The 25,880-nt window shown below is 48.7% G+C and carries 23 protein-coding genes and 1 pseudogene; 17 read left to right on the forward strand and 7 right to left on the reverse strand.

What is annotated here, in order from left to right; genetic code table 11:
* Positions 1-4 precede the first annotated feature (4 nt).
* Positions 5-1,318 carry an acetyl-CoA hydrolase/transferase family protein gene (locus ACJJI4_RS09040; protein WP_444927807.1) on the reverse strand — a complete coding sequence of 438 codons (1,314 nt, stop codon included), beginning with the start codon at positions 1,316-1,318 and terminating at the stop codon, positions 5-7.
* Positions 1,319-1,846: 528 nt separating this feature from the next.
* Here ACJJI4_RS09040 and ACJJI4_RS09045 point away from each other — a divergent pair.
* Complete coding sequence (locus ACJJI4_RS09045) at positions 1,847-3,217, forward strand: NAD-dependent succinate-semialdehyde dehydrogenase (protein WP_444927808.1); 1,371 nt, start codon at positions 1,847-1,849, stop codon at positions 3,215-3,217.
* A gap of 28 nt (positions 3,218-3,245) precedes the next feature.
* Positions 3,246-3,881 (forward strand): SDR family oxidoreductase, encoded by a 636-nt coding sequence (locus tag ACJJI4_RS09050; protein ID WP_413665800.1) that lies wholly within the window; start codon positions 3,246-3,248, stop codon positions 3,879-3,881.
* A 10-nt stretch (positions 3,882-3,891) separates the two neighbouring features.
* On the opposite strand, the gene ACJJI4_RS09055 is transcribed toward ACJJI4_RS09050, so the two are convergent.
* The 3 genes and pseudogenes from ACJJI4_RS09055 to ACJJI4_RS09065 all read right to left on the reverse strand — a co-directional run bounded on the left by ACJJI4_RS09055 (position 3,892) and on the right by ACJJI4_RS09065 (position 7,863).
* A complete protein-coding gene (locus tag ACJJI4_RS09055; protein ID WP_444927809.1) occupies positions 3,892-4,518 on the reverse strand; it encodes an anaerobic ribonucleoside-triphosphate reductase activating protein in 627 nt (208 codons plus the stop codon).
* A pseudogene (locus ACJJI4_RS09060) lies at positions 4,511-6,784 on the reverse strand (ribonucleoside triphosphate reductase). The gene ACJJI4_RS09055 and the pseudogene ACJJI4_RS09060 overlap by 8 nt, the downstream one beginning before the upstream one ends.
* Positions 6,785-6,972: 188 nt before the next feature.
* Positions 6,973-7,863, reverse strand: coding sequence for a LysR substrate-binding domain-containing protein (locus ACJJI4_RS09065; RefSeq protein WP_444927810.1), 891 nt, complete (start codon positions 7,861-7,863; stop codon positions 6,973-6,975).
* Positions 7,864-7,985: 122 nt separating this feature from the next.
* On the opposite strand from ACJJI4_RS09065, the gene ACJJI4_RS09070 reads away from it, so the two are divergent.
* The 4 genes from ACJJI4_RS09070 (at position 7,986) to ACJJI4_RS09085 (ending at position 11,042) form a co-directional block, all read left to right on the forward strand.
* Positions 7,986-8,678 (forward strand): FMN-dependent NADH-azoreductase, encoded by a 693-nt coding sequence (locus tag ACJJI4_RS09070; RefSeq protein ID WP_444927811.1) that lies wholly within the window; start codon positions 7,986-7,988, stop codon positions 8,676-8,678.
* A 563-nt stretch (positions 8,679-9,241) separates the two neighbouring features.
* Positions 9,242-9,841 carry an HD domain-containing protein gene (locus ACJJI4_RS09075; RefSeq protein WP_444927812.1) on the forward strand — a complete coding sequence of 200 codons (600 nt, stop codon included), beginning with the start codon at positions 9,242-9,244 and terminating at the stop codon, positions 9,839-9,841.
* Positions 9,842-9,849: 8 nt separating this feature from the next.
* Positions 9,850-10,638, forward strand: coding sequence for a YwqG family protein (locus ACJJI4_RS09080; RefSeq protein ID WP_444927813.1), 789 nt, complete (start codon positions 9,850-9,852; stop codon positions 10,636-10,638).
* 32 nt (positions 10,639-10,670) lie between these two features.
* Positions 10,671-11,042, forward strand: coding sequence for a VanZ family protein (locus ACJJI4_RS09085; RefSeq protein ID WP_413665805.1), 372 nt, complete (start codon positions 10,671-10,673; stop codon positions 11,040-11,042).
* A 7-nt stretch (positions 11,043-11,049) separates the two neighbouring features.
* Here ACJJI4_RS09085 and ACJJI4_RS09090 read toward each other — a convergent pair whose 3' ends face one another.
* Positions 11,050-13,482, reverse strand: coding sequence for an ATP-dependent DNA helicase (locus ACJJI4_RS09090; RefSeq protein ID WP_444927814.1), 2,433 nt, complete (start codon positions 13,480-13,482; stop codon positions 11,050-11,052).
* Between the two features lie 2 nt (positions 13,483-13,484).
* Positions 13,485-15,146, reverse strand: a complete 1,662-nt coding sequence (locus ACJJI4_RS09095) for a VRR-NUC domain-containing protein (RefSeq protein WP_444927815.1) — start codon at positions 15,144-15,146, stop codon at positions 13,485-13,487.
* 269 nt (positions 15,147-15,415) lie between these two features.
* Here ACJJI4_RS09095 and ACJJI4_RS09100 point away from each other — a divergent pair, with 269 nt between their 5' ends.
* On the forward strand, positions 15,416-16,561 hold the full coding sequence (locus tag ACJJI4_RS09100) for a hypothetical protein (protein WP_444927816.1): 1,146 nt from the start codon (positions 15,416-15,418) through the stop codon (positions 16,559-16,561).
* 36 nt (positions 16,562-16,597) lie between these two features.
* Here ACJJI4_RS09100 and ACJJI4_RS09105 read toward each other — a convergent pair whose 3' ends face one another.
* Positions 16,598-17,029, reverse strand: a complete 432-nt coding sequence (locus tag ACJJI4_RS09105; RefSeq protein ID WP_444927817.1) for a hypothetical protein — start codon at positions 17,027-17,029, stop codon at positions 16,598-16,600.
* A gap of 381 nt (positions 17,030-17,410) precedes the next feature.
* Here ACJJI4_RS09105 and ACJJI4_RS09110 point away from each other — a divergent pair, with 381 nt between their 5' ends.
* The 10 genes from ACJJI4_RS09110 (at position 17,411) to ACJJI4_RS09155 (ending at position 25,875) form a co-directional block, all read left to right on the forward strand.
* Positions 17,411-17,887 (forward strand): hypothetical protein, encoded by a 477-nt coding sequence (locus tag ACJJI4_RS09110; protein WP_444927818.1) that lies wholly within the window; start codon positions 17,411-17,413, stop codon positions 17,885-17,887.
* Between the two features lie 160 nt (positions 17,888-18,047).
* Positions 18,048-19,169 (forward strand): 4Fe-4S dicluster domain-containing protein, encoded by a 1,122-nt coding sequence (locus tag ACJJI4_RS09115; RefSeq protein ID WP_444927819.1) that lies wholly within the window; start codon positions 18,048-18,050, stop codon positions 19,167-19,169.
* On the forward strand, positions 19,166-19,654 hold the full coding sequence (locus ACJJI4_RS09120) for a cyclic nucleotide-binding domain-containing protein (protein WP_282932825.1): 489 nt from the start codon (positions 19,166-19,168) through the stop codon (positions 19,652-19,654). Before ACJJI4_RS09115 ends, ACJJI4_RS09120 begins: the two co-directional genes overlap by 4 nt.
* A complete protein-coding gene (locus ACJJI4_RS09125; RefSeq protein ID WP_444927820.1) occupies positions 19,644-20,453 on the forward strand; it encodes an FAD/NAD(P)-binding protein in 810 nt (269 codons plus the stop codon). Before ACJJI4_RS09120 ends, ACJJI4_RS09125 begins: the two co-directional genes overlap by 11 nt.
* Complete coding sequence (locus ACJJI4_RS09130) at positions 20,429-21,265, forward strand: NADH-quinone oxidoreductase subunit B family protein (RefSeq protein WP_444927821.1); 837 nt, start codon at positions 20,429-20,431, stop codon at positions 21,263-21,265. The genes ACJJI4_RS09125 and ACJJI4_RS09130 overlap by 25 nt, the downstream gene beginning before the upstream one ends.
* A gap of 24 nt (positions 21,266-21,289) precedes the next feature.
* A complete protein-coding gene (locus ACJJI4_RS09135; protein ID WP_444927822.1) occupies positions 21,290-22,654 on the forward strand; it encodes a Ni/Fe hydrogenase subunit alpha in 1,365 nt (454 codons plus the stop codon).
* Positions 22,590-23,111, forward strand: a complete 522-nt coding sequence (locus tag ACJJI4_RS09140) for a hydrogenase maturation protease (RefSeq protein WP_444927823.1) — start codon at positions 22,590-22,592, stop codon at positions 23,109-23,111. The genes ACJJI4_RS09135 and ACJJI4_RS09140 overlap by 65 nt, the downstream gene beginning before the upstream one ends.
* Complete coding sequence (locus tag ACJJI4_RS09145; RefSeq protein ID WP_282932830.1) at positions 23,074-23,346, forward strand: hydrogenase/urease maturation nickel metallochaperone HypA; 273 nt, start codon at positions 23,074-23,076, stop codon at positions 23,344-23,346. The genes ACJJI4_RS09140 and ACJJI4_RS09145 overlap by 38 nt, the downstream gene beginning before the upstream one ends.
* A complete protein-coding gene (gene hypF, locus ACJJI4_RS09150) occupies positions 23,336-25,651 on the forward strand; it encodes a carbamoyltransferase HypF (protein WP_444927824.1) in 2,316 nt (771 codons plus the stop codon). The genes ACJJI4_RS09145 and hypF overlap by 11 nt, the downstream gene beginning before the upstream one ends.
* On the forward strand, positions 25,651-25,875 hold the full coding sequence (locus tag ACJJI4_RS09155; protein ID WP_444927825.1) for a HypC/HybG/HupF family hydrogenase formation chaperone: 225 nt from the start codon (positions 25,651-25,653) through the stop codon (positions 25,873-25,875). The genes hypF and ACJJI4_RS09155 overlap by 1 nt, the downstream gene beginning before the upstream one ends.
* Positions 25,876-25,880: the final 5 nt, after the last annotated feature.

Below are 25,880 nucleotides of genomic sequence, written 5' to 3' on the forward strand. Positions count from 1 at the left end.
TCGCTCAAATAAAGTTTTGCTCTTTGGCCTGCTCCAATAAGCTCTTACGGAATTTAGGGTGTGCGATTTCAATCAAGGCAAGGGTCCGCTCTGTGGTTGATTTCCCCATAAGTCTGCAAGATCCGTACTCGGTTACCACGTAATCGATATCTAACCGAGAGTCTGTGGTTATAGATTTCAAACGTGGAACTATCCTGGAGGTTTTACCACGCTGTGCCGTTGAACTACTGGCCAGAATAGTCTTCCCATTTTTTGAGTAGTAAACTCCCCTCACGAAATCCAGTTGCCCGCCAACACCCGAGAATTGATGTCCAATGAATTCCGCATTGACCTGTCCACTGAAATCAATCTCAATAAATGAGTTAACTGAAATCATGTTATCGATCTGGGCTATTATTTGGGGTTCATTCACATATGACACGGGCAGGCAGAACATAGATGGATTGCCATCTATAAAGTCAAATAGTTCTTTGTCTCCAGCTGCAAAAGTGAATACGCTCACATGAGGGTTAATTGTCTTTCGGGCATTAGTTACTGCTCCAGACTTAATAAGCTTAATCATACCTGGTGTTATTACCTCGGTATGAATGCCCAGATCTTTCTTTTTAGTTAGTTGTTCACAAACTGCATTCGGAATAGCACCAATACCCATTTGGATAGTTGCGCCATCAGGTATTAACGGAACAATGTAGTCACCAATTTTTCTATCTAAATCGGTAATCTCTTTTGGAGATTCCTCCGCTAATTCCATATTATTTTCAACAATGGCATCCACTTCACTAATGTGCAACAAGGTGGCCCCCGCTGTACGTGGCATATTTTCATTCACTTCCACAATTAATCGATTTGCGTGGCGCGACAACTCAATAGCATAATCACCATTGGTACCAAAGTTGAAATAACCATGCTTATCCATCGGCGCCACAGTTACCAGGAAAGCATCTATTTTAACTTGCTCTCTGATTATTTGAGGATATCGACTAAAAGATATAGGGACATAGTTAATATATTTTTCCCCTTTTGAAAATCCAGCATTTGCTAATTTAACTTCGTCTTTAGTTAGCATTGAAGAGTAAGGCCTAACCCGGTCCATTAGATCTTCTTGAAAAATGGTTTCTGTTGCGACCTTTCCGCAACGCATATAATAGACTTTTAAGTGTGTAATAAATCCATTTCGAATATGCCTCTCTAGTGCTGAAAGTAGGGCTGGTGGGCTAGCGGTGCGCATGCCGATAGAAATAACGCTATCGTCTGGGATTAAATTAACTGCTTCTTCAGGTGTTAGCTGTTTCTTTTTATACAGGGCGTTGTTATCCATGGCAGATTAACCGATTATTTGGCCACACTGTGATCCTTGAAGCGGCTGCTGTCGCTCTTACGGTCCTGTTACAAAGGCGTTAATAAGCAGAAAACATTCATAGACCTGCAATCAAGCACTGATAAGGAAGTAAGAGCTACTAAGCCCTGCGATTATAGTTTGTGAATTAAAGCTTGTTTCAGAAGGGCTAGTGACTTAACGATGAATATCATGCAGCTTGTTTGAGCAGATTCGATTTTATGCAGTCGGTATGTTCTAAAAGCTCCGCAGTTGATCTTTATGCCACGGTGGTATTCGTAAAGCACCTAAATCTCTTAATGGTGTTCCATTAGCTTTAAGTGCTATTCACCAAAGATTACTGCCTATCAGCTGTCTATAAGAAAGAATGATGTGACTTTAGCTGATTCATCAAGCAGTGGTATGCCAAACCTCAGCAACTACACTTTTGCAAACACTCGAAGATGCCGCACTGGTACTATTCCAAATAGTTCTTTAGCGGTTCCCAAAGCAACCGTTGGAAGTTTATTCATGACAAAGTCAAAACGTCCACTGATTTCCGTCAACCCCTTGAATGGTAAAACTCTGAAGACTTATCACGAAATGTCACAAGAGGATCTCGACAAGGCGATCGGTCGCGCAGACAAAGCCTTTGTAAGCTGGAGAAACCGAAGTTTTAGTGATCGAGCAGTGATACTAAAGCGTGCAAGCAACCTATTTGAGGAGCGATCCGAAGATCTTGCCCGCCTGATGGCGTTAGAGATGGGTAAGAAGCTCAGTGATGGTCAAGGTGAATTGGCACTTTGTGCTGAAATTTTTGACTACTACGCCGAAGAGGGCGAAAAAATACTAGCTCCACAGCAGCTTTCCACCCGCGAAGGGGAGGGCACTTTAGTCTTCCAGCCCTTAGGAGTGGTCTACGGCATCCAACCATGGAACTTTCCCTTCTACCAACCGGCTCGCTTTACCGCCGCCAACTTGATCGCCGGCAATGTTGTACTTACTAAACATGCCTCTAATGTTCCCCAGTGTGCCGAAGCCTTCGCACAGCTGCTGTTTGATGCAGGGGTACCGGAAGGAGTCTATACCAATCTACCGATCACATCCGGTGGGGCTGCCTCAATTATTGATGACGATAGGGTCAAAGGAATCTCATTTACTGGCAGCAATGCCGCCGGTGCAATGGTTGCAGAGCAAGCTGGCCGCAATGTAAAGAAAACTGTTATGGAGCTGGGTGGTGTTGATCCATTTATCGTGCTCGAAGATGCGGATATGGATTTAACGATACAGCGATTTGCGGAGGGAAAGCTGGGTAATTGCGGGCAGATATGTTTGGCTGCGAAGAGAATCATTCTAACTGAGCCCATTGCTGAAGAATTCCTAGACCGAGCTACCAAGCTGTTCCAAGCGCTGAAACCCGGTGACCCTCTTGTAGAAAGTACAGATTACGGTCCGTTATGTACTGAAAAGGCCGCTGAGCAACTAGAGGATCAAGTCAGCAAGTCCGTTAAGGCTGGCGCTCAATTGCTAGTGGGAGGTAAGCGCAATGGCGCATTTATTGAGCCGGGTATATTAACTGAAATACCTGCTGGTTCCCCGGCAGCAGTAGAGGAGTTATTCGGCCCCATCGCTTGTGTTTGGGTGGTTCCCGATGAGGAGGCAGCAGTTAAGCTGGCTAATGACAGCCCCTTTGGCCTGGGTGGTTCTGTCTATACCCAGGACCATGAAAGGGGGCGCCGTGTCGCGGAACAGTTGGAATGTGGTACTGCCTTCGTGAACCATGCCGCTTCAAGCTACGCCAGTATGCCTATGGGAGGAGTGAAGAAATCCGGCTATGGCCGGGAGCTGGGAGAGCTAGGTATTAAAGAGTTTGTCAATCAAAAACTGATACGGTACTTCTAAGTAGCGCAATATAGACGTGGGCACAGCAATGAAAGTACTTGTGGCGGGTGCTAACGGTGCAATCGGTCAAATCCTTGTGGGTAAACTTGTCGACAAAGGGCACGAGGTAACCGCTATGGTCCGCAAAGAGTCCCAACAAGATAATTTGCTTAGTACAGGTGCGCGCCCCATTCTTGGAGATCTGACAAAGAAGGAGTCCCTGAACAATGCGGTAAAGGGGCAAGATGCAGTCATATTTGTTGCGGGCTCCAAGGGGAAAGCATTGGAGTCTGTGGATCGGGATGGTGCTATCCATCTTTGTGATGCAACGAAAAGCGCGGGTATCTCGCGCTTTATTCTATTGAGTTCCATTTTTGCCGGGCGACCAGAGCAGGGGCCTGAAAAGCTCCAACCCTATCTAAAAGCCAAACATATAGCGGATGAATATGTAAAAGAAAGTGGCCTTGATTACACGATATTGAGACCTGGTGCCCTAACTGACACCTTGGGAACGGGGTTAATCAGCATAAGCGATTTATTTGCTGGGCCAGACATAGAAATCAGCCGAGCCGATGTTGCAGAGGTAATTACCACTGCGCTAGATGAGCCCAAAACGGTCGGTGCGGTTTTTGAATTCATTGGGGGCGAAACCCCGATTCCTGACGCATTAGCACAGCTAAACTAGGTTTTATCATTCAAGTTAAGAACCTCAACGTCTGATCTATAGCTTGCTCACTATTGCAGCGCTGGACCTCCAACTTTTCAATACCAATACCGCTAAGTTTCTCCCGTATTTGGTTCAGTTCAGCATCAGTTGTAAGACTCGGATGCCTGGTAAGGCGCACTTGCAAAGGTACACTGGATTGAGCGAGAAGCTCCGCACACTGCCAGGGGGTCACGCCACTGCCATCGACACCCGTAATGGAAGGGTAGTTTTCCGGCATTGCTTTGATATCCAACCCCACCCAATCAAGACTTTGGATCAGGCGTTCGAGCCTGCGGGGGTAGATTCCCGCAGTATGAAGCCCGACCTTGAATCCCAGATCCCTGACTTGGGCAATCGCCGGTTCCAGGGCACTCTGGGCGGTGGGTTCCCCACCGGAAAATACAACGGCATCCAGCAAGCCCCGGCGACTGTCTAAAAATGTGCGGATCTGATCCCAGTCATAGGCACTGGGTGCTCGCGCAGGCAGTAGATCGCCGTTATGGCAGTAGCGGCAGCGCCAGGGACATCCCTGGCAAAAAACCACCGCTGCCAACTCGCCGGGGAAGTCGATTGCCGTAAACGACGTGAATCCACCGACACGTAACTTATTACTCATAAGTTTTTAGTGCATTCCTGCTGTTGTCCGCCACAAAGAATTGGCGCTCCCGGTGCTCTGATTGTTTTCCCGGATTCCAAAATGAAACTGGGCGGTGGTACCCCATTACCCGGCTCCATACCTCGCAGCGGGTGCGATCTTCTTCTCTCAATAAAGTATCTTGTTGGCTCATGGTCTTTCTCCTTGAAAGTATGGTTTAGTCGCTACAACAGGAATGCTCACGGGCCAGGAGAGCTTCGTCGCAGCGTGGGCAGAATTCGTGTTCGCCACTCAGATATCCATGGACCGGGCAAATAGAAAAGCTCGGGGTCACGGTGATATAGGGCAGGCGGTAGTTTTCCAGAGCACGCCGCAATAAGCGGCGGCAACTATCGGCATCAGGCAACTGTTCGCCCAAATAAAGATGAAGCACAGTGCCACCGGTGTAACGGGATTGGAGGGATTCCTGTCGGGCCAGGGCCTCGAAGGGATCATCGGTAAAGCCCACTGGTAGCTGGGATGAATTGGTGTAGTAGGGCGCTTCACTACTACCTGCCTGCATAATATCCGGGTAACGTTTGCGATCTTCGCGGGCAAACCGATAAGTAGTGCCCTCTGCCGGAGTTGCCTCCAGATTGTAGAGATGCCCGGTTTGTTCCTGGAATTCAGTCATGCGCATACGGATATGGTCGAGTAATTGCTCGGCCAGTTCTTTCCCATCTTCCGTAACCACACTTTCGTTGTCGCCACTAAAGTTTCTCAGCATTTCATTGATGCCGTTCACCCCGATCGTGGAGAAGTGATTGCGCAGAGTCCCCAGGTAGCGGCGAGTGTAGGGAAACAGACCTGCATCCATATGCCGTTGGATGACTTTCCGTTTCACTTCAAGTGAATCACGGGCAAGTATCAGCAATTTGTCCAGTTGGGTGAGCAGAAGCTGCCAGTTTCCTTTATAGAGATACCCAAGGCGGGCACAGTTGATAGTTACTACGCCGAGCGAACCTGTCTGTTCGGCGGAGCCAAAAAGGCCATTGCCGCGCTTTAACAGTTCGCGTAGATCAAGCTGTAAGCGGCAGCACATGGAGCGAACCATGTTTGGGCTCAGGTCTGAATTTATAAAGTTTTGGAAATAGGGCAGACCGTAGCGAGCGGTCATGGCAAACAGCCGCTCAGCATTTTCGCTCTCCCAAGGGAAATCCTCACTGATGTTGTAAGTAGGAATAGGGAAGGTGAATACCCTACCGCGCGCATCCCCCTCGCTCATGACTTCGATATAGGCGCGGTTGATTAGATCCATTTCTTCTTGCAGGTCGCCATAGGTGAAGGACATTTCCTGACCGGCAATCACAGGCACCTGCTCGCGCAAATCCTGGGGGCAAACCCAATCGAAAGTGAGATTAGTAAAAGGGGTCTGGGTACCCCAGCGGGATGGCACATTCAGGTTAAAGATCAGCTCTTGAATGCACTGGCGTACGGTCGCGTAGTCCAGCTGGTCCTTGCGCACAAAAGGCGCGAGATAGGTATCGAAAGAGCTAAATGCTTGCGCGCCTGCCCATTCGTTTTGCAGTGTCCCAAGAAAGTTAACAATCTGTCCGACCGCGCTGGTCAAGTGGGCCGGCGGTGCCGATTCGACTTTTCCCGGAACACCATTCAACCCTTCATGTAATAGGGTGCGCAGCGACCAACCTGCACAATATCCAGCCAACATATCCAGGTCGTGGATGTGTAAATCGCCATCCCGATGTGCTGCGCCGATCTCAGGGGAATAAACATGATTTAACCAATAGTTGGCAATCATTTTACCTGCGCTGTTCAGGATCAATCCCCCTAGGGAATATCCCTGGTTCGCATTGGCTGCAACTCGCCAATCCGCTTGCTCTAAATACTCTTCAATAGAAGCACCGACATCCACCAGTGTTTGCCGATCAGTGCGCATTTGCGCATGCCGCCCCCGATAAGCGATATAGGCGCGGGCAGTATCAATGTAATCGTTATTGATCAATACCTGTTCAGCAATATTCTGAATCTCTTCAATATCAATGGGCTCACCACTATCAAAGCGGTGCTTGATCACCTTAAGGACAGATTCGGTAAGTTGTTCCGCTTCCTGTTGATCAAAAGATTCCGTTGCCTGGCCAGCACTGAGAAGAGCCAAAGTGATCCTGCGAGCATCAAAAGCCAGTGTCCTGCCATCTCGCTTACGCACCAACCGTTGATCTGAACTTACCTGCGAAATCTGTTCTGAAGCTGGTGCGGCTTCGCTGTCGGGTATAGCGGTACTGGTCATCGGACTTCCTCACAATTTGTGGGGAGAGCATATCGAAGAGACAGGAATGCCAATTGATCCAGATCACTATATATGGCGTGCTGGTTAATAGATGAGCACAATATGTTGTGCTCTTGGTGTGGGCTTAGGTTAGGAACATACCTACTCTCGGCAAGCCCGAAGGCGAGTTCAGTGCCAGTCGGATGTACCTAACTATAGGGAGCATTGTGTAGTGCTTCCTTCAGCCAGGTAACGAAAGCCAACACATTTCCATTTCTTGAATGGCGGCCAGGTATTAATGCGGAATAGGTAAATCCCTCGATTCCTGAAAGCTTGGAGTCTCCTCTATAGGGGACCAGCCATTGGTTGCGTAAAGCATTTTGAACAAGAAACGAGCTAACTAACGCAATACCCTGGCCAGCTAAGGCGGCCTGGATTACATGATGCTCCTGGTCAAACTGCCGCACGCGAATGCCATCAAGTTTTCTTTTGAGGAGAGTTTGCCAGTTCAGCGGTGGAAGTGATGAGTTGACCCATTTTGTTTCCAGAAGTTGAGCTTCAGAAATATCCCTAATCTGAGTCAGGTAGCTTGGTGCAGCGTAGACACCGATTGTTTCGGTGGCCAAGTAGAGGGCATTTTTTGTACTTTCATCATATTTCCCGTACCGAATAGCGATGTCGATGCGTCTATCTCGCTCGATATCACTCACTTCTTCCCCGGTCACTACTGAAACAATGATATCTGGAAATTTCTGATAAAAATTCTCCAGCTGGGGCACAAGCCACATAGCAGCAAAGCTTGAAGTCGTACTAACGGTCAGTGTTTTCTTTGAACTTGTTATTTCACTCACCGTTTCAGTGAGCTGCTGAAAAATTTGAGAGGTAGTTTGAGCGAGCATCCGCCCCTCACTGGTCAACTGTACGGCACGGGTTTTGCGCTCGAATAATGTTGTACCCAGGGACTCCTCCAAACCCTTTATCTGATGTGATACGGCTGTCGGCGTTATAAAGAATTCTTCCGCAGCTCTCTTGAAACTGCCCAGTCTGGCGGCGGCATCGAATACTTTGAGGGCGTTGAGGGAGGGTAGGTTTGGGTACACCGATCAGAATCTCTTATAGATGAGTTTTCCTCATCTATAAGAAGAAATAACTCGTTTGTCAAGGATACTCCCCAGCATCACCATAGATGAACCTTCAGGCGGTTTAGTAAAGGTTCCAGACCATGAAAACACTATTACATATTGACGCTAGTGCCCAGAAGTGGAGCGGCTTAGTAGCACCACATGAAAGTGCGAATATCCCCAGGCATACCTCAATCTCCAAAGCAGTTGCCGCGAGTTTTGTAAGCAGCTGGCTAGAAAAGAGGCCTAAAGATAAAGTTATCCATAGAGATGTCGGTTTAAACCCACCAGGCTTTATTAATCAAGATTGGATTGCCTCGGTTTTTACGCCTGAAGCGGATCGCACCAAGGAGCAGCAGTCCCTGGTCGCGCTTTCTGACATCTTAATTGATGAGCTATCCCAGGCGGATATCATTGTGATGTCCACTTCGATGTATAACTACGGCATGCCTGCCGCACTCAAGGCCTGGTTCGATCAAGTTGTTCGTATCAACAAGACGTTCACCTTTGATTTAGACCGTGGTGACTTCCCCTTAGAGCCTATTATGTCTGGCAAAAAGCTGGTGCTTATCACCTCTGCCGGGGAGTTTGGCTTTGGACAAGGAGGAATCCGTGAGCAAATGAATCACCTGGGGCCACATATCCGAACCTTAAGCCACTATTTGGGGGTTGAGGAGTTTCATGAAATCAATGCGGAGTACCAGGAATTTTCTGATGAAAGGCACCGGGATTCAATTAAACGAGCTTTCCTCAAAACTCAGGAGTTAACCGCAACGTTGGCCAACTGCCTTTAAAGTTTGCCTGCCAAAGCTGGCTTGCCTCCCCAATGAAGTGGCCAGCGGCTTGTCAGAATGGCCTCCCGATATTTACTATGCGGAATAGGCGCAAATAGCGTCTTTGCCAACTCTCAATTTGTACGATGGTACAAAAAGTAAATAAGTATCTGAGGATTCATGAAGCAGCGGGTATTTGGCAATTCATCGAACGACAACGCGAATATTACTTTAGCCTCTGGGAACAATTGCCGGTTGATCAGGGTTCGTAGAGACCTAATACCGAATTACCACCTCTTGGTTTTTCCAAAATCCCAGGGAGAACCAAGTAAGGAGGAGGTTAGTGAGATGGTTTCACTTGGCATTGAGCATGCAAGAAGCATTGCCGAATCACTAGTCGGTGACCCAGAAGCCTATACTCTCCTTTACAGTGGTTATAGTGCCCGACGGGAAAAAGGCTGGCATATTCATATCGTATTATTGGGAAATCGATGGAGAAAGGCATGGCTTTATTTGGTATTGGCAGGGAAAAACATTTTACAAGCTACGGGTTTACGGAAAGATGACGCTCCGAGGGTTAGCCAATGAACCAAAATAGATGGCTCAACCTAATGGGGGCACTCAATCTTCCTGAATCCCTTCAGTGCTTCGAAAAGCTAGTTTCTTCGTATGCAGAGAATCACAGGTATTATCATACGGGGCATCACATTGATGCGATGCTGAGGCACTTTGATAAAGTTGCAGAGCTTGCCGAGCACCCCCATGAGGTCGAGCTCGCTATCTGGTTTCACGATGCGATTTACAAGCCATTTTCCTCTAAGAATGAAGAAAACAGTGCTCTATGGGCAAAAAAGTTCCTGATCGATTCCGGGTATTGTCCCGCAGGGGTGGATAGGGTGTACCAATTGATTATGGCAACCTGCCACAATTACACGCCAGTTAGTATTGATGAAAAGCTAATAATCGACATTGACCTAACGATCCTGGGAGCCAGCACAAGCGCTTTCGAAGCTTATGAAAAACAAGTCCGTAAAGAATATCGGCTGGTACCGATATTGATTTACAAAAAGAAACGTAGGGAACTATTAAAGGAATTTTTGTCTCAAGAGAGGCTTTATCACACTGATTTCTTCTATAAGAGATATGAAAAGCGTGCCAGGGCGAATATTGAAGGATGTATATAGCGTTGTTATTGAAAGAACTTAAAGCGGTCGGTCTTGAAGCTTTTTTGAATGAAATAGAGTCGCTGTGTGTTGAATGTACTACCGCTGAATTGTCTTCTGATATTATTGAGCAGGGCTCATCTAAGATTGGGGGGCACCCTGATGTCCCTGCTGACTTTGAGTGGCCATTCTATCGAGGTTTACCTTTGGAGTTTCTCCTTCAGCTCAATTGCGCAGAAGTCAATTCACCTATCCTGCCATCGGCTGGCTACTTGCTCTTTTTTTACTGTGATGGAGTTTGGGCGGATGTGCGAGGTGAGAAAGATTTTATACGGATAATCTATATCCCAGCTGATGTAGCACTCTCGAATCACCAAGCCCCCTGTATCCATAAAAAGCGCTTTGGGGGACTGTTAAAGCCAAAGAGACTACCTTCGATTTATCCTGAAAGTAAAATATCGTTCAAGCGCTCTTTTTCCCTTCCAGATTTAGGCGAGTATCCTTATGAGGAGTTAAAGATATTTGAAGAAGATGATTACTTGCTTGATGCATATTGCACCCTGAAGGAAAACCTTACAGGATCAAAATTACTCCAAATTTCTGGTTACCCCAATCCAGTACAGTACGATGGTATTACTGAAGATGCGGCAAGGGTTATGGGTAAAGGCAAAGCTGAAGATTGGCAGTTGCTATTGGAACTCAATAGTCTTGGTGGCTTTATGTGGGGAGATGCAGGAAGATTGTATTTCTCTATACACAGTGAAGACCTTGCGCAGTTGAAGTTCTCAGATGTTTGGATGCAGATGCAGTGCCACTAGGCTAACAATGTAACCCTAATTTGTAGGAACTAATGATAATTCAACTTCCCTTAAGGCTCGTCTACAACTACTGGATTCTGCTAACAGTGGTATTTTTGTGCATTATTACGAGCCTATCCCTGTTTCCGCTTCCCGAAGTACCCAATATACCCGGCACCGACAAAACCAATCACCTAATTGCCTATAGTGCACTGATGTTCCCCGTCGCTCTGCGCAGGCCTAGTTACTGGTGGCTAATAGGATTATTTTTTGTACTGTGGAGCGGTGGCATAGAGTTGCTCCAACCTTACGTGAATCGTACAGGTGAGTGGTTGGATTTCGCGGCCAATACGGCGGGGATATTGAGCGGCACGCTTATCGCTTGGGTGTTGGGAAAGTTCGGGTTGAGGGAGAGAAATTCCTAAACCTGATTTAGCTTAAACTCCAGAACTGCTCCAAGTTGCCCGTTAATTGATCAGTGTTGCTACAAACCGCCGGTTGCCAGTGCTCGGGAAAAAGCTGCCAATAAAAAGGTTCCGAAAAGCGGCTATCTACCAGAATGATCACACCTTTATCAGATTCGGAACGTATAACCCGACCGGCGGTTTGCAGTACGCGAGTTATCCCTGGATAGCGGTAGGCGATATCAAATCCATGGATGCCAGTGGTTTCCGCAGCATCGCGCTGTAGCTCCCGCTCAACATTAACTTGCGGGAGCCCAGTACCGACAATAATAGTGCCAACCAGCTTCTCCCCAACATAATCAATGCCTTCACCAAAGATGCCCCCCATAATGGCAAACCCAAGGCTCTTGTTACCTCCGTTGAATCCGGACAAAAACTCAGCGCGCTCTGTCTCTCCCTGTCCCGGCAGCTGTTGTAACAAGGGCACTTCCGGGAATCTCGCCTTAAAACTCTCAGCAACTTGCTCCAGGTAACGAAAAGAGGGAAAAAATACCAGGTAATTTCCTGCTCGGCTGTAAAAGGTACGGGAAATAATGTCGACGAGGTTCTCTATTGAGCGGTCGCGGGCTTGGTAGCGCGTATCTATATATGGACACAGGAAAACGCCCTGTTGCTGCGGCTGAAAAGGCGAGGGCAGTCTTAAGTAGGGCGACTCATGCTCTACGCCCAGTTGACTATATATATAGCTGGCTGGGCGCAAAGTCGCAGAGAAGAGTATAGCGGCTTGGTTTTGCTGATAGGATCGCTGTAAAAACTGTGCAGCATTTAAACAAAGTAGCTTAATTTCCTGCTCCTGCCAGGGAGCATCCCGGTCAATCACCCGTGTGACGACTTTATGCTGACCGCAAAGCTCCTGCTCAATAACTGCGTAACGATAGACAGACCTTAACCACTCCGCTATTTCTTCCGGGGGCGACTGAGAGCTTTCTATAAGTTGGCTGACTGTGGAGAGCACTTTTTGCACGGATCGAGAAACCGATTCTGGATGCTCTGCTTCACCTGTTGCTGCAGTGACCCAAACTTCACTCCCTTCAAAAGTACTGCGGCGTTGAGCTACACCAACTTCTCGCAATCGCTTGATCCAATTTTCAATTGCCCGAACCAGAGACTGGATACTTCTCTGCAATGTCGGAGAGTGCCCTTTGCAAGCATTAGCTGCGCGGCGACTATCACGGCGGGATAACTTTGCACTGTACATTTCCTGGGCGCGGTCGATCAAATTATGAGCTTCATCGACTAACAATGCGCGGCGATTGCGCTGGTCCTGAAAACTGGTCAGGCGTACCAAAGGGTCAAATACATAGTTGAAATCACATACCACCAAGTCTACCCAAGGCAATATTTGAAGGGAGAGTTCAAAGGGGCAGATTTGCTGCTGATCCGCCACATCAGCAATTTCTTTGGGAGTTAACTGGGGCCGGCCGAGCAGGGCATCCATTGCAACTGGAAGTCGATCATAAAACCCTCTTGTTCTCGGACAGATGCCGTCATCATCACGGGTACAAAGCCCCAGGTTACAGGCACAGGTTTTTTCCCTTGCTTGAATTTCAAGTAAAGATAACTGCAAACCACTCGCCTGAAGTGCCTCAATGGTTTCCCGCACCATTTGCCGACCGGAATTCTTTGCGGTCAGGTAAACCAGCTGATCCAGTTTTTCCTCGCCAATTGCCTTTATGGCTGGGAATAGGGTGCTGATTGTCTTACCGGTCCCCGTTGGAGCTTCGGCCACCAGCTCGCCACCGTCCCGGAAACACCGGTAGGCTTCCACTGCCAGTTGGCGCTGGCCGGGGCGGTATTGTGGAAAAGGGAAAGCGAGCTGTTTCGCAGTATCAATAAGCTGTTGCCGATGTTCCTGCCAAGCCCTGTGCCAACACAAATATTTTGTGAGCGCCTCAAGAGTGAAGGCCTCTAACTCACTAAAGCGGTACTCTATGCACTCTGGATAGGCCTTGCGCTCCTTGAGGTTATACCAGACAACTTGCAAGGCAACTGTATCTGTACCATCTGTAGCGCCTTCATTTACCAAGTGGCAATAGCCGTAAATTTTTAGCTGGGCCCAATGCAATTGCTTGGCGGCTTCGGGCAACTTCGATGGGGGTAAATAAGTGGTCTTAATTTCATCCAGCTGAGCCGGTTTATGCAAATCACTTTTCGGGTGAAAAATGTCAACCCGGCCGCTCAAAGTAACCTGCTGTTCCATCCAATCTATTTGGGTCTTGAGCTTGTATTCTGCCTCAGCGCCTTTGGGCCGCTGATTTTGTAGCTTCTGATGAGCCCGAATCCCTTCCTGGGCAGAGGGCCCTGAAGTTGGTTCCCGAATCAAATCTCCGCTGCGGCAGGAAAAAGCGACTAGCTCTCCCACAGAAAGATTCAAAGTCTCAGCCGACTCTAAGCTATCCAAAGCTAGTGCCATTCCACATGAATTACGCGATGAGGGATCGCCTCTTCAGCAAAAAACGCCAGCCAGCGTTCTTGGTTTTTTTGTAAGCGATCCCCAGGACCTTTAACCTCCACGAGTTCATAGTGACCGGAGGGAGTAAAGCAAATAAGGTCTGGCAGCCCATTTCTATTCTGTGTGATATCACTGAGCATGCGAGTAAAAATTGAACGCCAATGACTTGGGGGGATTCTATCCAGCGCCTTCTCAAGTAGTTCTGTAGACAAAGCCTCCCAAGCAACTAAAGGGTTGGCAATACCTTGTTTCTCTGCAAAGGTAGAGATGACGCGGGACTTCAAGGACTCATGCTCTATTTCGGCCAATCGCTGGGTGAATAGCGCTTGACGGGAATAGTAAAAATCCGCGGTGCGAAAATCAGCTGGGGCTACCTGGAAGGGATTGAAAAAAGCACCAGGCACAGGTGCAAATAGTATGTCCCAAATATAGAGGCCCAACACACCGGTGAATAGGGTGTTCTCTACATAAAAACACTCACCACCGCTAGAACCTTCAAGGTGCTCTGCCACCAGCAGCTCAACACAGATTTCCCCCTGCGCCAAACTTATCACTTCAGTGGGGGCTTGGATTTTATGAGGTGCCTGCCAATTATTGAGGCCTCCACTTCGTTTGGCTGTGCGGTAACCAAAGCCAAGAGCAAACTCTCTTTCTGCCTGGTCCATAGGGGAAGCTATTATTTCCTCGCATATTTCCAATGCTAGAGTGTCGTACCCTTGCTTTACGGCAATGCGTGCGCGGCGCTCACGGGCGGGAGGGGTTTTACAAAGTTGATATAGTGCATCGGCCTGCTCAAGAGCATTGAGCCGCTCAAGCTGCCGTGCCAACTTAAGACGTATTCTGTCCAGCCGACGAGCCAGGGTTGAGTCACCATCAATACCTTCTGGCAGTTGAGCAGATAAGGCTATTATGGCTTCTGCATCTTCCAGTAATGGCTCTTCTAACAGCTCCAAGCATTGGTAGTAAAGCAGATACTGATCAATTTGCGAGCGGCTTTGAAAGGTGAGATTTTGCTTATCCAGCGGATAGGATTCATACCGATAAAGCCCAAGATCCCGCAATACATAGTCGGTAAGATCCTGATTCAAGTTGCCAAAGTAACACAGTTTGAAAGTCTGGAAATGCTCAGCACCCTGGACGGCTAGTACCCTGTGCTGAGAAAGCAACTTCACAAACCAGTCACTCGAACTGGATTCTTCAAGCAATAGTTGCTCGAGGGAAGGCCGGCTGAGAGACTTGGATATACCCGAGGGTCCTGCCGCAAGCAATTCAGCTTTGGTAAATAGTGGTAGATATTCTTGCGCCGTTAGCACCGGATTAAAACAAAGTAGTCCAACGCGATCCAAAACAGCTGCAGCACTTTCAATGCTCTCTATCTCACCATAGCTAAGCTTCTCCAGGCGGAAAAGCGATCCTCTAGAGGAGGGTACTCCTTTACGGGACAGCAAACGCACATAGAGCCGCTGGCTATAAATATCCAACTCTTGGAAGGTTTTAAAAAAATTTTGCTCAGATGTGGTGATAAGCCGGGAATAATGTTGGCGAACAAATTCAATCAACGCTTTGAAGTTGTCCAGGTAGTAGCCAGTTGGCAATTCTATCGGTTGGGTCATGGCACAAGCGCTAGTTTTTCGATCTATCTATCGTCGATACCGCACACCAGTTCCTTATGACGTGATATGCAAACAATGAGGCAGAGGTTACTCTGGGGCTGTATGGTTATACAGCAAGTTAGCCCGGTGAACAAACAACAATCCCAAGCTTTCTTCTTAGTTATTCAGCCATTTTTTCCTATGGCAACTCCCTTGATGCTCATCCAGGCTTGCAGTCGAGGCTTATAAGCGGTCGCCCCATAAGATTTAACCAATAAGGGATTACCTCTATGAAAGTGACAAATTCTGTGACTGCAGTCGCGCTATTTGCCGCCAGCGTATCTGCTCTAGCTGATAATAATGTCACCCTGGTATTCCAGGAAGGTACTGGCAATAGTGCAACTTCTGATCAGTCCGATGGTACTGTGCATAACAACTTGATTGTTCAGACCCAAATCGGAGATTTCAATGACTCGGATGCATCCCAAACTACAGGCACTTCTGAAAGCACTATTGAGCTGGTGCAGACGGGAAATTTGAATCAGGCCTCAGCAGTGCAACAGAATGCAACGCAGCTTACTACGTCCTCCCTGACCCAGAATGGCAGTGATAATACAGCGACCTTGCTGCAGGACGATGCTCAATTCAGCGCCTTCACCAGCACTCAGGCTGGAGACTTGAACGACATCCAAGTCCGGCAACAGGAAGATGTTACTTCCACCACACTTGTCGCATCTCAACAAGGAATGTCTAACACACTGGTTTTAGATCAGCGTATAAGGGTGGATAGCACTAGCGCCATATTCACCCAAGTTGGTGACTCCAACTTCGCCAATATAGATCAGGATAGAGATGTAACCTTTACCTTTGCTATGGCCAGCCAGACTGGCTCTTCCAACTTTTTAGATATCGAGCAGGATGAAGTCACGACGACGAGCACTGCAATAATAACGCAGATAGGTGATTCGAATACCGGAAGAATAGAACAGGAAACTGATGTTTCAGCTGCTACTGGGATAGTCACCCAGATTGGTGATAATAACATTGCAAATGTGGATCAGGAGAATATTACCTCAAGCAGCGGTGAAGTAATGCAAACTGGCTCTTCTAATACGGTAAATCTTGATCAAGGGAACGAAAATATTGCCGCTATTGAACTTATTTCCTGTACCACTCTAGTAATCCAAGATGGCTCAGCCAATACAGCACAAATAGATCAGGGGCAGGACGGTTCTTTGCTCACCAGTTCATTGATACTAAATCAGATTGGCGATTCTAATTCTTCCCAGATTAATCAACATAGCGGTATTAGTAGCAGCATTCTGGCGACACAAAACGGCACTTCCAATATTCAAACAATCTCTCAGGTTGGCAGTGGTGAAATCGCATTAACCACGCAAACTGGGACAGGTAATGTAGGCAATACCTTCCAATAAAATACTAACTGAAAGTGGTTAAGGCCAGTGTAGATATTATTTAAAATATCGCATCACCTTTTGATATCGGTACACGACGTACCAAGTAAAAAATATCACTGAAATCCAAATCATAGTAATGATTTGGATTTCCAGTACCGACATATTGAACTCATGGATGACGGAGAAAAATTCAAATACGTCAGTGCAGATTAAAATAGGTAAATAGATACGCCAAGCATTTGAGAAGGCAATTCTTTTCGAGAAGGCCAATCCAAACAAAGCAACAAAAAATGCAATATAAACTAGCAGGCTAAAAATCATCCACCAAATAGGGAGGTCCCACTCATCGGCGGCGAAACCAAGATATTGGGAATAGACTTCCAGCGGGGTGAGAACAAAAAGGAGTACCTTCCAACCAGCACTGGGTTTGTAGTGTGGAATAGAGTCTGTAAGGGGGCTATCTGGTGTCTGATACATATCCTGCATCTCGAAACTTCCTTATTATTTACCACTATTCTGGATAGGCACCAATTACCAATCCGAAAGTTACTTCTCGCCATTCCCTGAGCTAAATAGAGATGATCAATACTTACCAGCTAGGCTCTGTGACTATCAAAATTTGAACAGCGAGAATATTATCTGTAGCTTCAAAGTCAATACTTGACCCAAGTGTTTATCGATAATGTGAGGCAGCTCATCGCATACGTGTGACAATATAACCTGCTTTGCTGCAGTGTTAACAAGGTGAAGCCATGATGTCAATCGAATGCCAATGGCCAAGCGATAAACGGCAAACTACTTCTACATTTTGGCTGTAGTAATAGCCGGCAAGAATTGCTTATAAGTGCACTAATCCATAGGATTGAAGTGGCCGACAGTTTTAAATTTCAAAGGCCAATAAAAGGGCAGAGCGTGCAAAATCCTTATCAAGCACCTGAGAGCGAACTCGACAATCGCCCCCCCGTCTATAGCCCTAGTGTAGGCTGGAAAATTGTCTTTTTTATCCTTCTACCACTGGAGCTGTATTCCCAATATACGGTTTTGACCGATGGCTCCACAGGCATCCCCTTTTGGTGGTTGGTAATCAGCTTGGTTGTTTCCTCCCTTTTCTACGTCGTACTGTTTGGATTAGCGTTTGCCAAAAGAATAGGATTCGAACAACTTTGGGTCTTTTTTATTCCAGTTATTGTGCTTATCGATATTTTTGAATTTTCTTTACTCGCCATCAACTTAAACAAACTCGGGGCAGGTGTAGCCCTTGTGATGGCAAGTACTGCGCCAATCATCTTGCTTAGATGGTATGTCGTATATAAGTATCAGAAGGTTATGAAATACTTTGCCTAAAGGATGTACCCCACCTCAATAAGTAGTCGGAGCTATAGCTTTTCTCTAAACTTTATTCTTAGCATTTTGGCACTTTTGTCTTAGTGCAATTCGCCGGTACAGACCTAAAAATCAGTAGGTCACCAACTACTGCTCTTTCGGAGCCGGCTCTCGGCTATTCGTGGAAATACTTAAACTGGCAGCGAATGACCTGGGTTCTTTGATTCAGGTCATTCGCAGTGAAGGTTACCAGCTCTTTGGCCCGATACTGCATAACGGGGCTATTACCTATGGTGAGATTGAAACTCCCACAGATCTACCCCAAGGATGGACGGATCAGCAAGAGGCGGGGCAATACCGGGTGGAGCGCCGCAATGACAAGGCTTATTTTGGCTACGCCGTTGGACCCCATTCCTGGAAGCAGTTTCTTCAGCTGCCCCAACGCCAGCTCTGGAGCGCTAGCCGCTATGGAGAGGATGTCCAGATTCTGGAAATTGAAGAGCCTCCGGTCAAGTTAGCGTTTCTCGGTGTTCGCAGTTGCGAGCTACACGCCATTGCTATCCAGGACCGTGTCCTCGCACAGGGGGATTACGCAAACAGCAGCTATAAGGCACGTCGAGCGCAGCTGTTCACTATTGCTGTGGAGTGCACAACAGCAGCAAATACCTGTTTCTGTACCGCAATGAACACAGGCCCGCAGGTGCGACTGTCCAGTGATCTGGTAATCACCGAAGTTCTGACCTCCGATGCCCACTTCTTCCTCATACGCAGCGGCAGCCCTCAAGGCAACAGAGTGTTAAAGCAACTACCCACTGTTGATGCCTCAGAAACGGAGAAACAAGAGGGGCAAGCTGCCGTTCAGCAAGCCGAAAATCAAGTGAGTAACGGTAGCCGCAGCTTTGATAGCTCTGACCTGAAGACGCTGCTTTATCGCAATTATGACAACCCCAACTGGGATAAAGTCGCGGAGCGCTGCCTCTCCTGCGCCAATTGCACTATGGCTTGCCCAACGTGCTTCTGCTCAACCGTTGAGGACACAACAGATTTAACCGGAAATGAAGCACAGCGCTGGGAGCGTTGGGATTCCTGCTTTACGGCTGAGTTGAGCTATTTGTCTGGCGGCCCGGTAAGGGCGGATACCCGCAGCCGTTATCGGCAGTGGATGACTCACAAACTGGCCACTTGGTACGACCAATTTGATAGCTCTGGCTGTGTCGGCTGTGGACGTTGTATTACCTGGTGCCCGGTAGGCATCGATATCACGGAAGAGATACAGAATATTCGCGTCCAGGAACAAAAATGAAAGTTGTCACCACTTTACTCAAGGAGCACCCTTTCTTTACCGGGCTGGCAGACAAGGACCTGGCATTTCTCTCCGGGTGTACAAGCAATAGTCACTATAAAGAAGGCGAATACCTTGCCAGGGAAAACACTCCAGCTAACCATTTCTTCTTAATTCGATCTGGACGTGTCGCCGTAGAAACCTTTGTCCCCAACTATGGGCCTCTTTGCCTGATGACACTGCATGGTGGAGATATATTCGGCTGGTCCTGGCTTTATCCTCCTTACTTGAGCGCTTTCGATGCCCGGGCCCTGACCTCAGTTCGCAGCCTTAAACTTGGCGGGCAGTGCCTCCGAGATAAGTGCGAAAAAGAACCGAGACTCGGTTTCGAGCTGATGAAACGGTTTACCAAAGTTGCTACAGAACGACTGCAGGCAGCACGAATACAGTTGTTGGACCTTTACGGGCCACATCCGTCACAGGGGATCCCTCGCTGTGATCCCTGAATTATGGCGTGTTACCCATCGGCGCGAAGAATTTCCTGGCACTGTCACTCTATCCCTGACGCGAGTAGCTGGGACCCCATCACCCATTCAGCCCGGGCAATTCAATATGCTTTATGCCTTTGGTGCCGGGGAAGCTGCTATCTCCTTGAGTGGCCCCAGTGCGACATCCGCTGAGCCACTTACCCATACGATTAAAGGTCAGGGACTTGCTACCCAAGCGCTTTGCAAACTGGAAGTTGGAGCGCAACTGGGCATCCGGGGACCATTCGGGCAGGGGTGGCCAACTCACTTGGCGGAAAATCGCCCCCTAGTGATCATCACCGGCGGACTCGGGCTAGCGCCTTTGCGGCCCCTGATCTACAGCTTTCTTAACGGGCACTTGCCGGCCAGGAGCCTACAAGTTTTCTATGGGGCGCGTCGCCCCGAAGAAATGCTTTACCAGCCAGAGCTTGGTCACTGGCGCAGCTCATTTGAACTGGTGACATCTGTGGACCACGCCAGCACAGACTGGAACGGGCATATTGGTGTGATTACCGACCCTTTGCGTGTCACTCATTTGGAGTGCAATGATGCTTTAGTGTTTGTGTGTGGACCCGAGATCATGATGCGCTTTTGCATACAGGTTCTTCTCCATAAAGGTGTGACTGAATCCAATATCTATCTATCCATGGAGCGCAACATGAAGTGTGCCATTGGAACCTGCGGCCACTGCCAGTGGGGACCTAACTTTGTTTGTAAAGATGGCCCTGTCTTTTGCTACCGGGATATTCGCTCATGGTTTCAAATCAACAGCCTATAGCGAGTAGTAATCCTACCCCCAAGCTTGCCGTCTGGAAGTTCACCTCCTGTGATGGTTGCCAATTGAGCCTATTGGATTGCGAGGATGAGCTTCTCTCTTTGGCAGCCCAGGTAGATATCGCCTATTTCCTGGAGGCTTCCAGTGAGGTGAAAGAGGGTCCTTTTGATATTTCTCTCGTTGAAGGCTCCATTACCACGCCAGCAGATGAAGAGAGAATCCTTGAGGTCAGACGTCAGTCCCGCTTTCTAATCAGTATTGGCGCCTGTGCAACAGCTGGTGGGATTCAGGCACTTCGCAACTTTGCCGATGTGCAGGAGTTCACCGATGTGGTCTATGCCCACCCGGAATATATCGCCACTCTCAAGGAATCCACACCAATATCAGGGAGGGTAGCAGTGGACTTTGAGTTGCAGGGGTGTCCGATCAACAAGCATCAACTGCTCGAAGTAATCAGTGCATTCCTGCACCGGCGAGCACCCCAGGTTGCCAATCACTCGGTGTGTATTGACTGTAAATTGCGCGGCAATGTTTGCATCTGGGTTGCCCATGGCACCCCCTGTATGGGGCCTGTTACACACGCGGGATGTGGCGCTATTTGCCCCAGTTACAACCGCGCTTGCTACGCTTGCTACGGTCCCAAGGAAAATCCCAACACCGAATCACTTTGCCACTGGTGGGATGAAAAACTAAATGTAGAAAATACTTTAATTGTTGAAAACCTTAGGAATTTCAATCCACTAGCGTCTTCTTTTAAAGTACAAAGTGAAGATAGGCAAGAAGATGGGAGCGTTAATCCCCCCAAACATTGGTGATAAATCTGCCCCCAGGTGAGCTTTATGGCGGATCGCAGCAAAACGATTAAGGTAGATTATCTCGCTCGGGTCGAAGGGGAGGGAGCCCTCCAAGTCGACTACGACGATAGCGGCGTACAAAATGTACAGCTCAAGATTTTTGAGCCCCCCAGGTTCTTCGAAGCCCTTCTCAGAGGGCGCGATTACTTGGAATCCCCAGATATCACCGCACGCATATGTGGGATCTGCCCGGTGGCCTACCAGATGAGTGCTGTGCATGCCATGGAGAATGCCCTGAACCTAAAGCCCGGCGGCGCTTTGCGTATGCTTCGTCGATTGCTTTACTGCGGTGAATGGATCGAGAGCCATATGCTGCATATCAGCATGCTCCATGCACCGGATTTCCTCGGCTACCCCAATGCAGTCGCAATGGCTAAGGATCATCCAGAGATTGTTAAGAACGCGCTGGAGATTAAAAAGGCGGGCAATGCCCTGGTTCGTCTTATTGGTGGGAGGGAAGTACACCCGATTAATGTGAGGGTAGGGGGGTTCTACAAGGTTCCGGAAACTCGAGAACTCACAGCCTTGGTAGCGCAGCTGGAAATGGCCCGGGATCTCACCGAGCAACTGGTGCGCTGGTCCGCAGCTTTGCCTTTCCCCAGCTACGAATGGCGAAGGGATAATCACTACGAATTTGTCGCTCTAACGCACCCGTCAGAATACCCAATGAACGAGGGCAGGATCACCTCCAGTGCGGGACTCAATATTAGCGCCCAAGACTATGAGAACCACTTTGAAGAAGAGCACGTCGCTCACAGCACCGCGCTGCACTGTACTTTACGGGAGCGGGGTGCCTATCTGGTGGGCCCCATCGCACGATACAACCTTAATCGTGACAAGCTGTCGCCTCGAGCATTGCAATTAGCTGAGGAGATCAACTTTACCGCCCCCTGTTTAAATCCCTTCCAAAGCATCCTCGTTAGGAGCCTGGAGGTACTACATGCCTTTGAAGAAGCCCTGCATATTATTGATAGATACCAACCCCCAGCCGAGCCTCACTTAAAGACAGAGCCGAGAACCGCAAGCGGCTGTGCAGCCACCGAAGCACCCCGTGGGCTTCTGTATCATCGCTATGATATTGATGAGAAAGGCAAGATTACGACGGCAAAAATTGTCGCTCCCACCTCACAAAACCAGAAGACCATCGAAGATGACCTCCGCTTGATGTTGCCGAGCTTTATACACTTTCCTGAGGATAAATTACGGGGGCTATGTGAACGGGCGATAAGGAATTACGACCCCTGCATTTCCTGCTCCACTCACTTCCTACAGCTACATTTGAATTATGGGCAAGCGCAAAGTAAGCAATCCATGGTTACTGATAAGCCTGGGCAACCCCCTGCGAGGTGATGATGGAGTAGGGCCACATATCATCGCTCGACTTCGCCAAAAACTTGGAGGGGCGGTGGAATACCTCGAAAGCGGTGGCGATATTTTACATTTGCTCACGCAATGGAAAGGTCGATGGGTTTGCCTCGTAGACGCCATGGTAAGCGATCAGCACCCTATCGGGGAGGTCGTCGCCATTGATGGGCTTGAGAGTGCTCTTGCTCCATCGATGTGCAATACATCAAGCCATGGATTTGGGCTAACCGAAGCGCTGACCATGGGAAAGCATATTGATTCGCTGCCGGCACATCTGGATGTCTTTGCGATCAACTCAGAAAGTCTGGCAAAAGGACAGGGGTTATCGCCCAAAGTGGCCAGTGCAGCCCATCGAGCAGAGCAAATGATTATCGCGCACCTAACGCTATACAGCGGAGACCACTATGCACGAACAGAATCTCATCAAAAACCTGATCGATAAAATCCAGGAACTGGCCTCTGATGAACCCGGCAGGCCGATCGGCGTTCGCTTGCGCTTGGGTGCCCTGGCGCATATGTCTGCAGCGCATCTGAGGGAGCATTTTGACAGGGAGATACTCGGGACTTCTCTCGAGGGGATTAAGCTGGAAATTGATGAGCTTAAGGATATTAATCACAAGGAAGCCCAGGATGTAATCCTGGAGAGCTTAAAGTTTGAGGAGACCGATGGCCACTGAACGCCGCCGGATTGAAATCGCCGGATTGGTGCAGGGAGTAGGATTCCGGCCCTTTGTCTATCGCTTGGCCGATAGCTTTCAATTAAAAGGTTGGGTGGCCAACTATAGCGGCGGCTTGAGAATTGAAGTCCAAGGCAAAAGCCGGGAAATCGAGAAGTTTATCGATAAGTTATCTTCAGAGAAGCCTCCCTACAGTCGCATCACTCACATTGAATCCTATCCGGTGGCTCTTCAAGCAGAATACGGTTTTCGAATCTTACCCAGTGTCCGTGATGCCAGCAGCTCAACCATCGTCTTACCAGACCTGGCTCCCTGTGATGATTGCCTCAAGGAATTGTCAGACCCCAATAATCGCCGCTACGACTATCCGTTTATTAGCTGCACTCTTTGTGGCCCCCGCTACAGCATCATTTACAAACTGCCCTACGATCGTGTCAACACCTCCATGCACCACTTCCCCCTGTGCGGAAAGTGCTCTGGGGAGTACCGGGACCCCCTCAATCGGCGCTTCCATGCGGAGCCCAATGCCTGCCCCCAGTGCGGCCCTCAGTTACTTTTCTGTAATACTGCCGGCGTTACAATTGCGAAGATGAGTCGGGCACTATCCAAAGCCCTTGATGCCCTTGCCCAGGGGAAAATTATTGCCCTTAAAGGGGTAGGCGGCTTTCAACTGTTAGCCGACGCCTCCAATGGTAAGGCGCTCGCCAACTTGCGCCAGCGCAAACAACGTCCGCATAAGCCGTTCGCGCTTCTATATGACGAGCTGAAAAGTGTCTGCCAGGATTGCTGCGTCTCGGAGCAAGAGGCGCAGCTACTATCAACCCGAGAAAGACCGATTGTTCTATTGGAAGCAAAGGATGACAATCACTCCAGGATACATCCGTTGGTCGCTCCAAATCTTGCCGACTTGGGGGTGATGTTACCTGCATCACCCTTGCATTACTTGCTTGCGCGTAAGTATCGAGCCCCCCTTGTCGCTACTAGTGGCAACCTTGCGGAAGAGCCTATCTGTACAGAAAATGATGAGGCGTTCGAGCGCCTGGGTAAAATCGCTGACTACTTTCTGATACACAATCGCCGAATTTTGCGCCCGCTGGATGACTCTGTACTCAGGGTGGTCAATAACCGTCCGCTGATGTTGCGTCGAGCCCGGGGCTACGCGCCACTTCCCATCACCTTGCCTGCTCCAGGCACAAAGGGCGAAGGTGAACGAGAGAGCTTCCTGGCCCTGGGCGCGGACCTGAAAAACACAGTTGCACTGTCTCACGCCGGGTGGGCTTATCCGAGCCAACATATTGGCGACTTAGGTAGTGCCAATACCCTGAAGCACTTTAACCAAACTATTGGCGATCTCACGAAACTACAGCAGTGCCGCCCGAAAAAATTAATCCACGACCTCCATCCAGGCTATACCTCTCACCGCTGGGCCATGAAGCAAAGAGCTGTGCGTATTGGCGTTCAGCACCATATTGCCCATCTATTCTCCTGCATGGCAGAACACGCTCACTCGGGACCTGCACTGGGAATCTGCTGGGATGGAACTGGTTACGACCGCAGTGGCATTGTTCGCGGTGGGGAATTCTTTCATTGGAATGGACAGTCTCCAGTCAAACACATCGCCAGCTTTCGCACATTCCCGTTGCCAGGCGGTGAAAAGGCCGTACGGGAGCCCAGACGCTCTGCGGCTGGACTTTTGTATGAAATCTCCGGGTTTGTCGCCCTGGAGAATCGACAGTTAAAGCGCTGCTTCACCCTTGGTGAGCGTCAAAACCTGGTCACCATGCTAAAAGGTGAGATTAACAGTCCACCGTGTAGCTCTGTCGGCCGCCTATTCGATGCGGTATCCGCACTCCTCGGACTGACCACGCATACCAGTTTTGAAGGGCAGGCAGCCATGGCTCTAGAACAGTGCGCCCGTGGCGTCAGCTCTAAAGACAGCTACCCCTTTAGCTTTATTCAAAAAGGGGACCTGCTGGAACTGGATTGGACACCCTGTATTAGTGCTTTGATCTACGATGAAAACCGATCACTGCCACAAAGGGCCGCTGCATTTCACAACACACTCGCACAGATGGCGCTGGCAGTAGCAACGCAACAAGGTGAAAAGAATATCTTTCTGTCCGGCGGTGTTTTCCAGAACAAGCGGCTTACCGAAACCGTCACTGCGCTCCTGGAAAGCCAGGGCTTTTCCGTTCACAGCCACAGTGAGGTCCCCCCAAATGATGGCGGAATATCGCTGGGCCAGATCCACTACGCACAGTGTATGGATGCTGCTGGGCAATCATTGGGAGAGGAGAGTTCCTAGTGTGCCTGGGAGTTCCCGGAAGAATCGAATTAATAGAGCAACAATCAGCCATGGAGCGCACTGGAAAAATCTCCTTCGGCGGTATCAGTAAAGCTGTAAATTTATCACTGGTACCTGAGGCTGAAGTAGGAGACTACGTGATCGTTCATGCTGGAGTCGCGATCAGCAAGTTGAGAGAAGAAGAAGCAAATAGGGTTTTCGAGTACCTCAAAACACTGGGTTGAGTCAG

This window comes from Microbulbifer maximicatervae (SeqCode) (genome assembly GCF_052467305.1).

Coding starts and splice junctions, on each gene's coding strand:
- ACJJI4_RS09085 (WP_413665805.1), top strand. CDS start 10,671: ATGATAATTCAACTTCCCTTAAGGCTCGTCTACAACTACTGGATTCTG.
- ACJJI4_RS09145 (WP_282932830.1), top strand. CDS start 23,074: ATGCACGAACAGAATCTCATCAAAAACCTGATCGATAAAATCCAGGAA.
- ACJJI4_RS09075 (WP_444927812.1), top strand. CDS start 9,242: ATGAACCAAAATAGATGGCTCAACCTAATGGGGGCACTCAATCTTCCT.
- ACJJI4_RS09095 (WP_444927815.1), bottom strand. CDS start 15,146: ATGACCCAACCGATAGAATTGCCAACTGGCTACTACCTGGACAACTTC.
- ACJJI4_RS09135 (WP_444927822.1), top strand. CDS start 21,290: ATGGCGGATCGCAGCAAAACGATTAAGGTAGATTATCTCGCTCGGGTC.
- ACJJI4_RS09040 (WP_444927807.1), bottom strand. CDS start 1,318: ATGGATAACAACGCCCTGTATAAAAAGAAACAGCTAACACCTGAAGAA.
- ACJJI4_RS09070 (WP_444927811.1), top strand. CDS start 7,986: ATGAAAACACTATTACATATTGACGCTAGTGCCCAGAAGTGGAGCGGC.
- ACJJI4_RS09130 (WP_444927821.1), top strand. CDS start 20,429: ATGGTTTCAAATCAACAGCCTATAGCGAGTAGTAATCCTACCCCCAAG.
- hypF (WP_444927824.1), top strand. CDS start 23,336: ATGGCCACTGAACGCCGCCGGATTGAAATCGCCGGATTGGTGCAGGGA.
- ACJJI4_RS09105 (WP_444927817.1), bottom strand. CDS start 17,029: ATGCAGGATATGTATCAGACACCAGATAGCCCCCTTACAGACTCTATT.
- ACJJI4_RS09050 (WP_413665800.1), top strand. CDS start 3,246: ATGAAAGTACTTGTGGCGGGTGCTAACGGTGCAATCGGTCAAATCCTT.
- ACJJI4_RS09100 (WP_444927816.1), top strand. CDS start 15,416: ATGAAAGTGACAAATTCTGTGACTGCAGTCGCGCTATTTGCCGCCAGC.
- ACJJI4_RS09045 (WP_444927808.1), top strand. CDS start 1,847: ATGACAAAGTCAAAACGTCCACTGATTTCCGTCAACCCCTTGAATGGT.
- ACJJI4_RS09120 (WP_282932825.1), top strand. CDS start 19,166: ATGAAAGTTGTCACCACTTTACTCAAGGAGCACCCTTTCTTTACCGGG.
- ACJJI4_RS09140 (WP_444927823.1), top strand. CDS start 22,590: ATGGGCAAGCGCAAAGTAAGCAATCCATGGTTACTGATAAGCCTGGGC.
- ACJJI4_RS09055 (WP_444927809.1), bottom strand. CDS start 4,518: ATGAGTAATAAGTTACGTGTCGGTGGATTCACGTCGTTTACGGCAATC.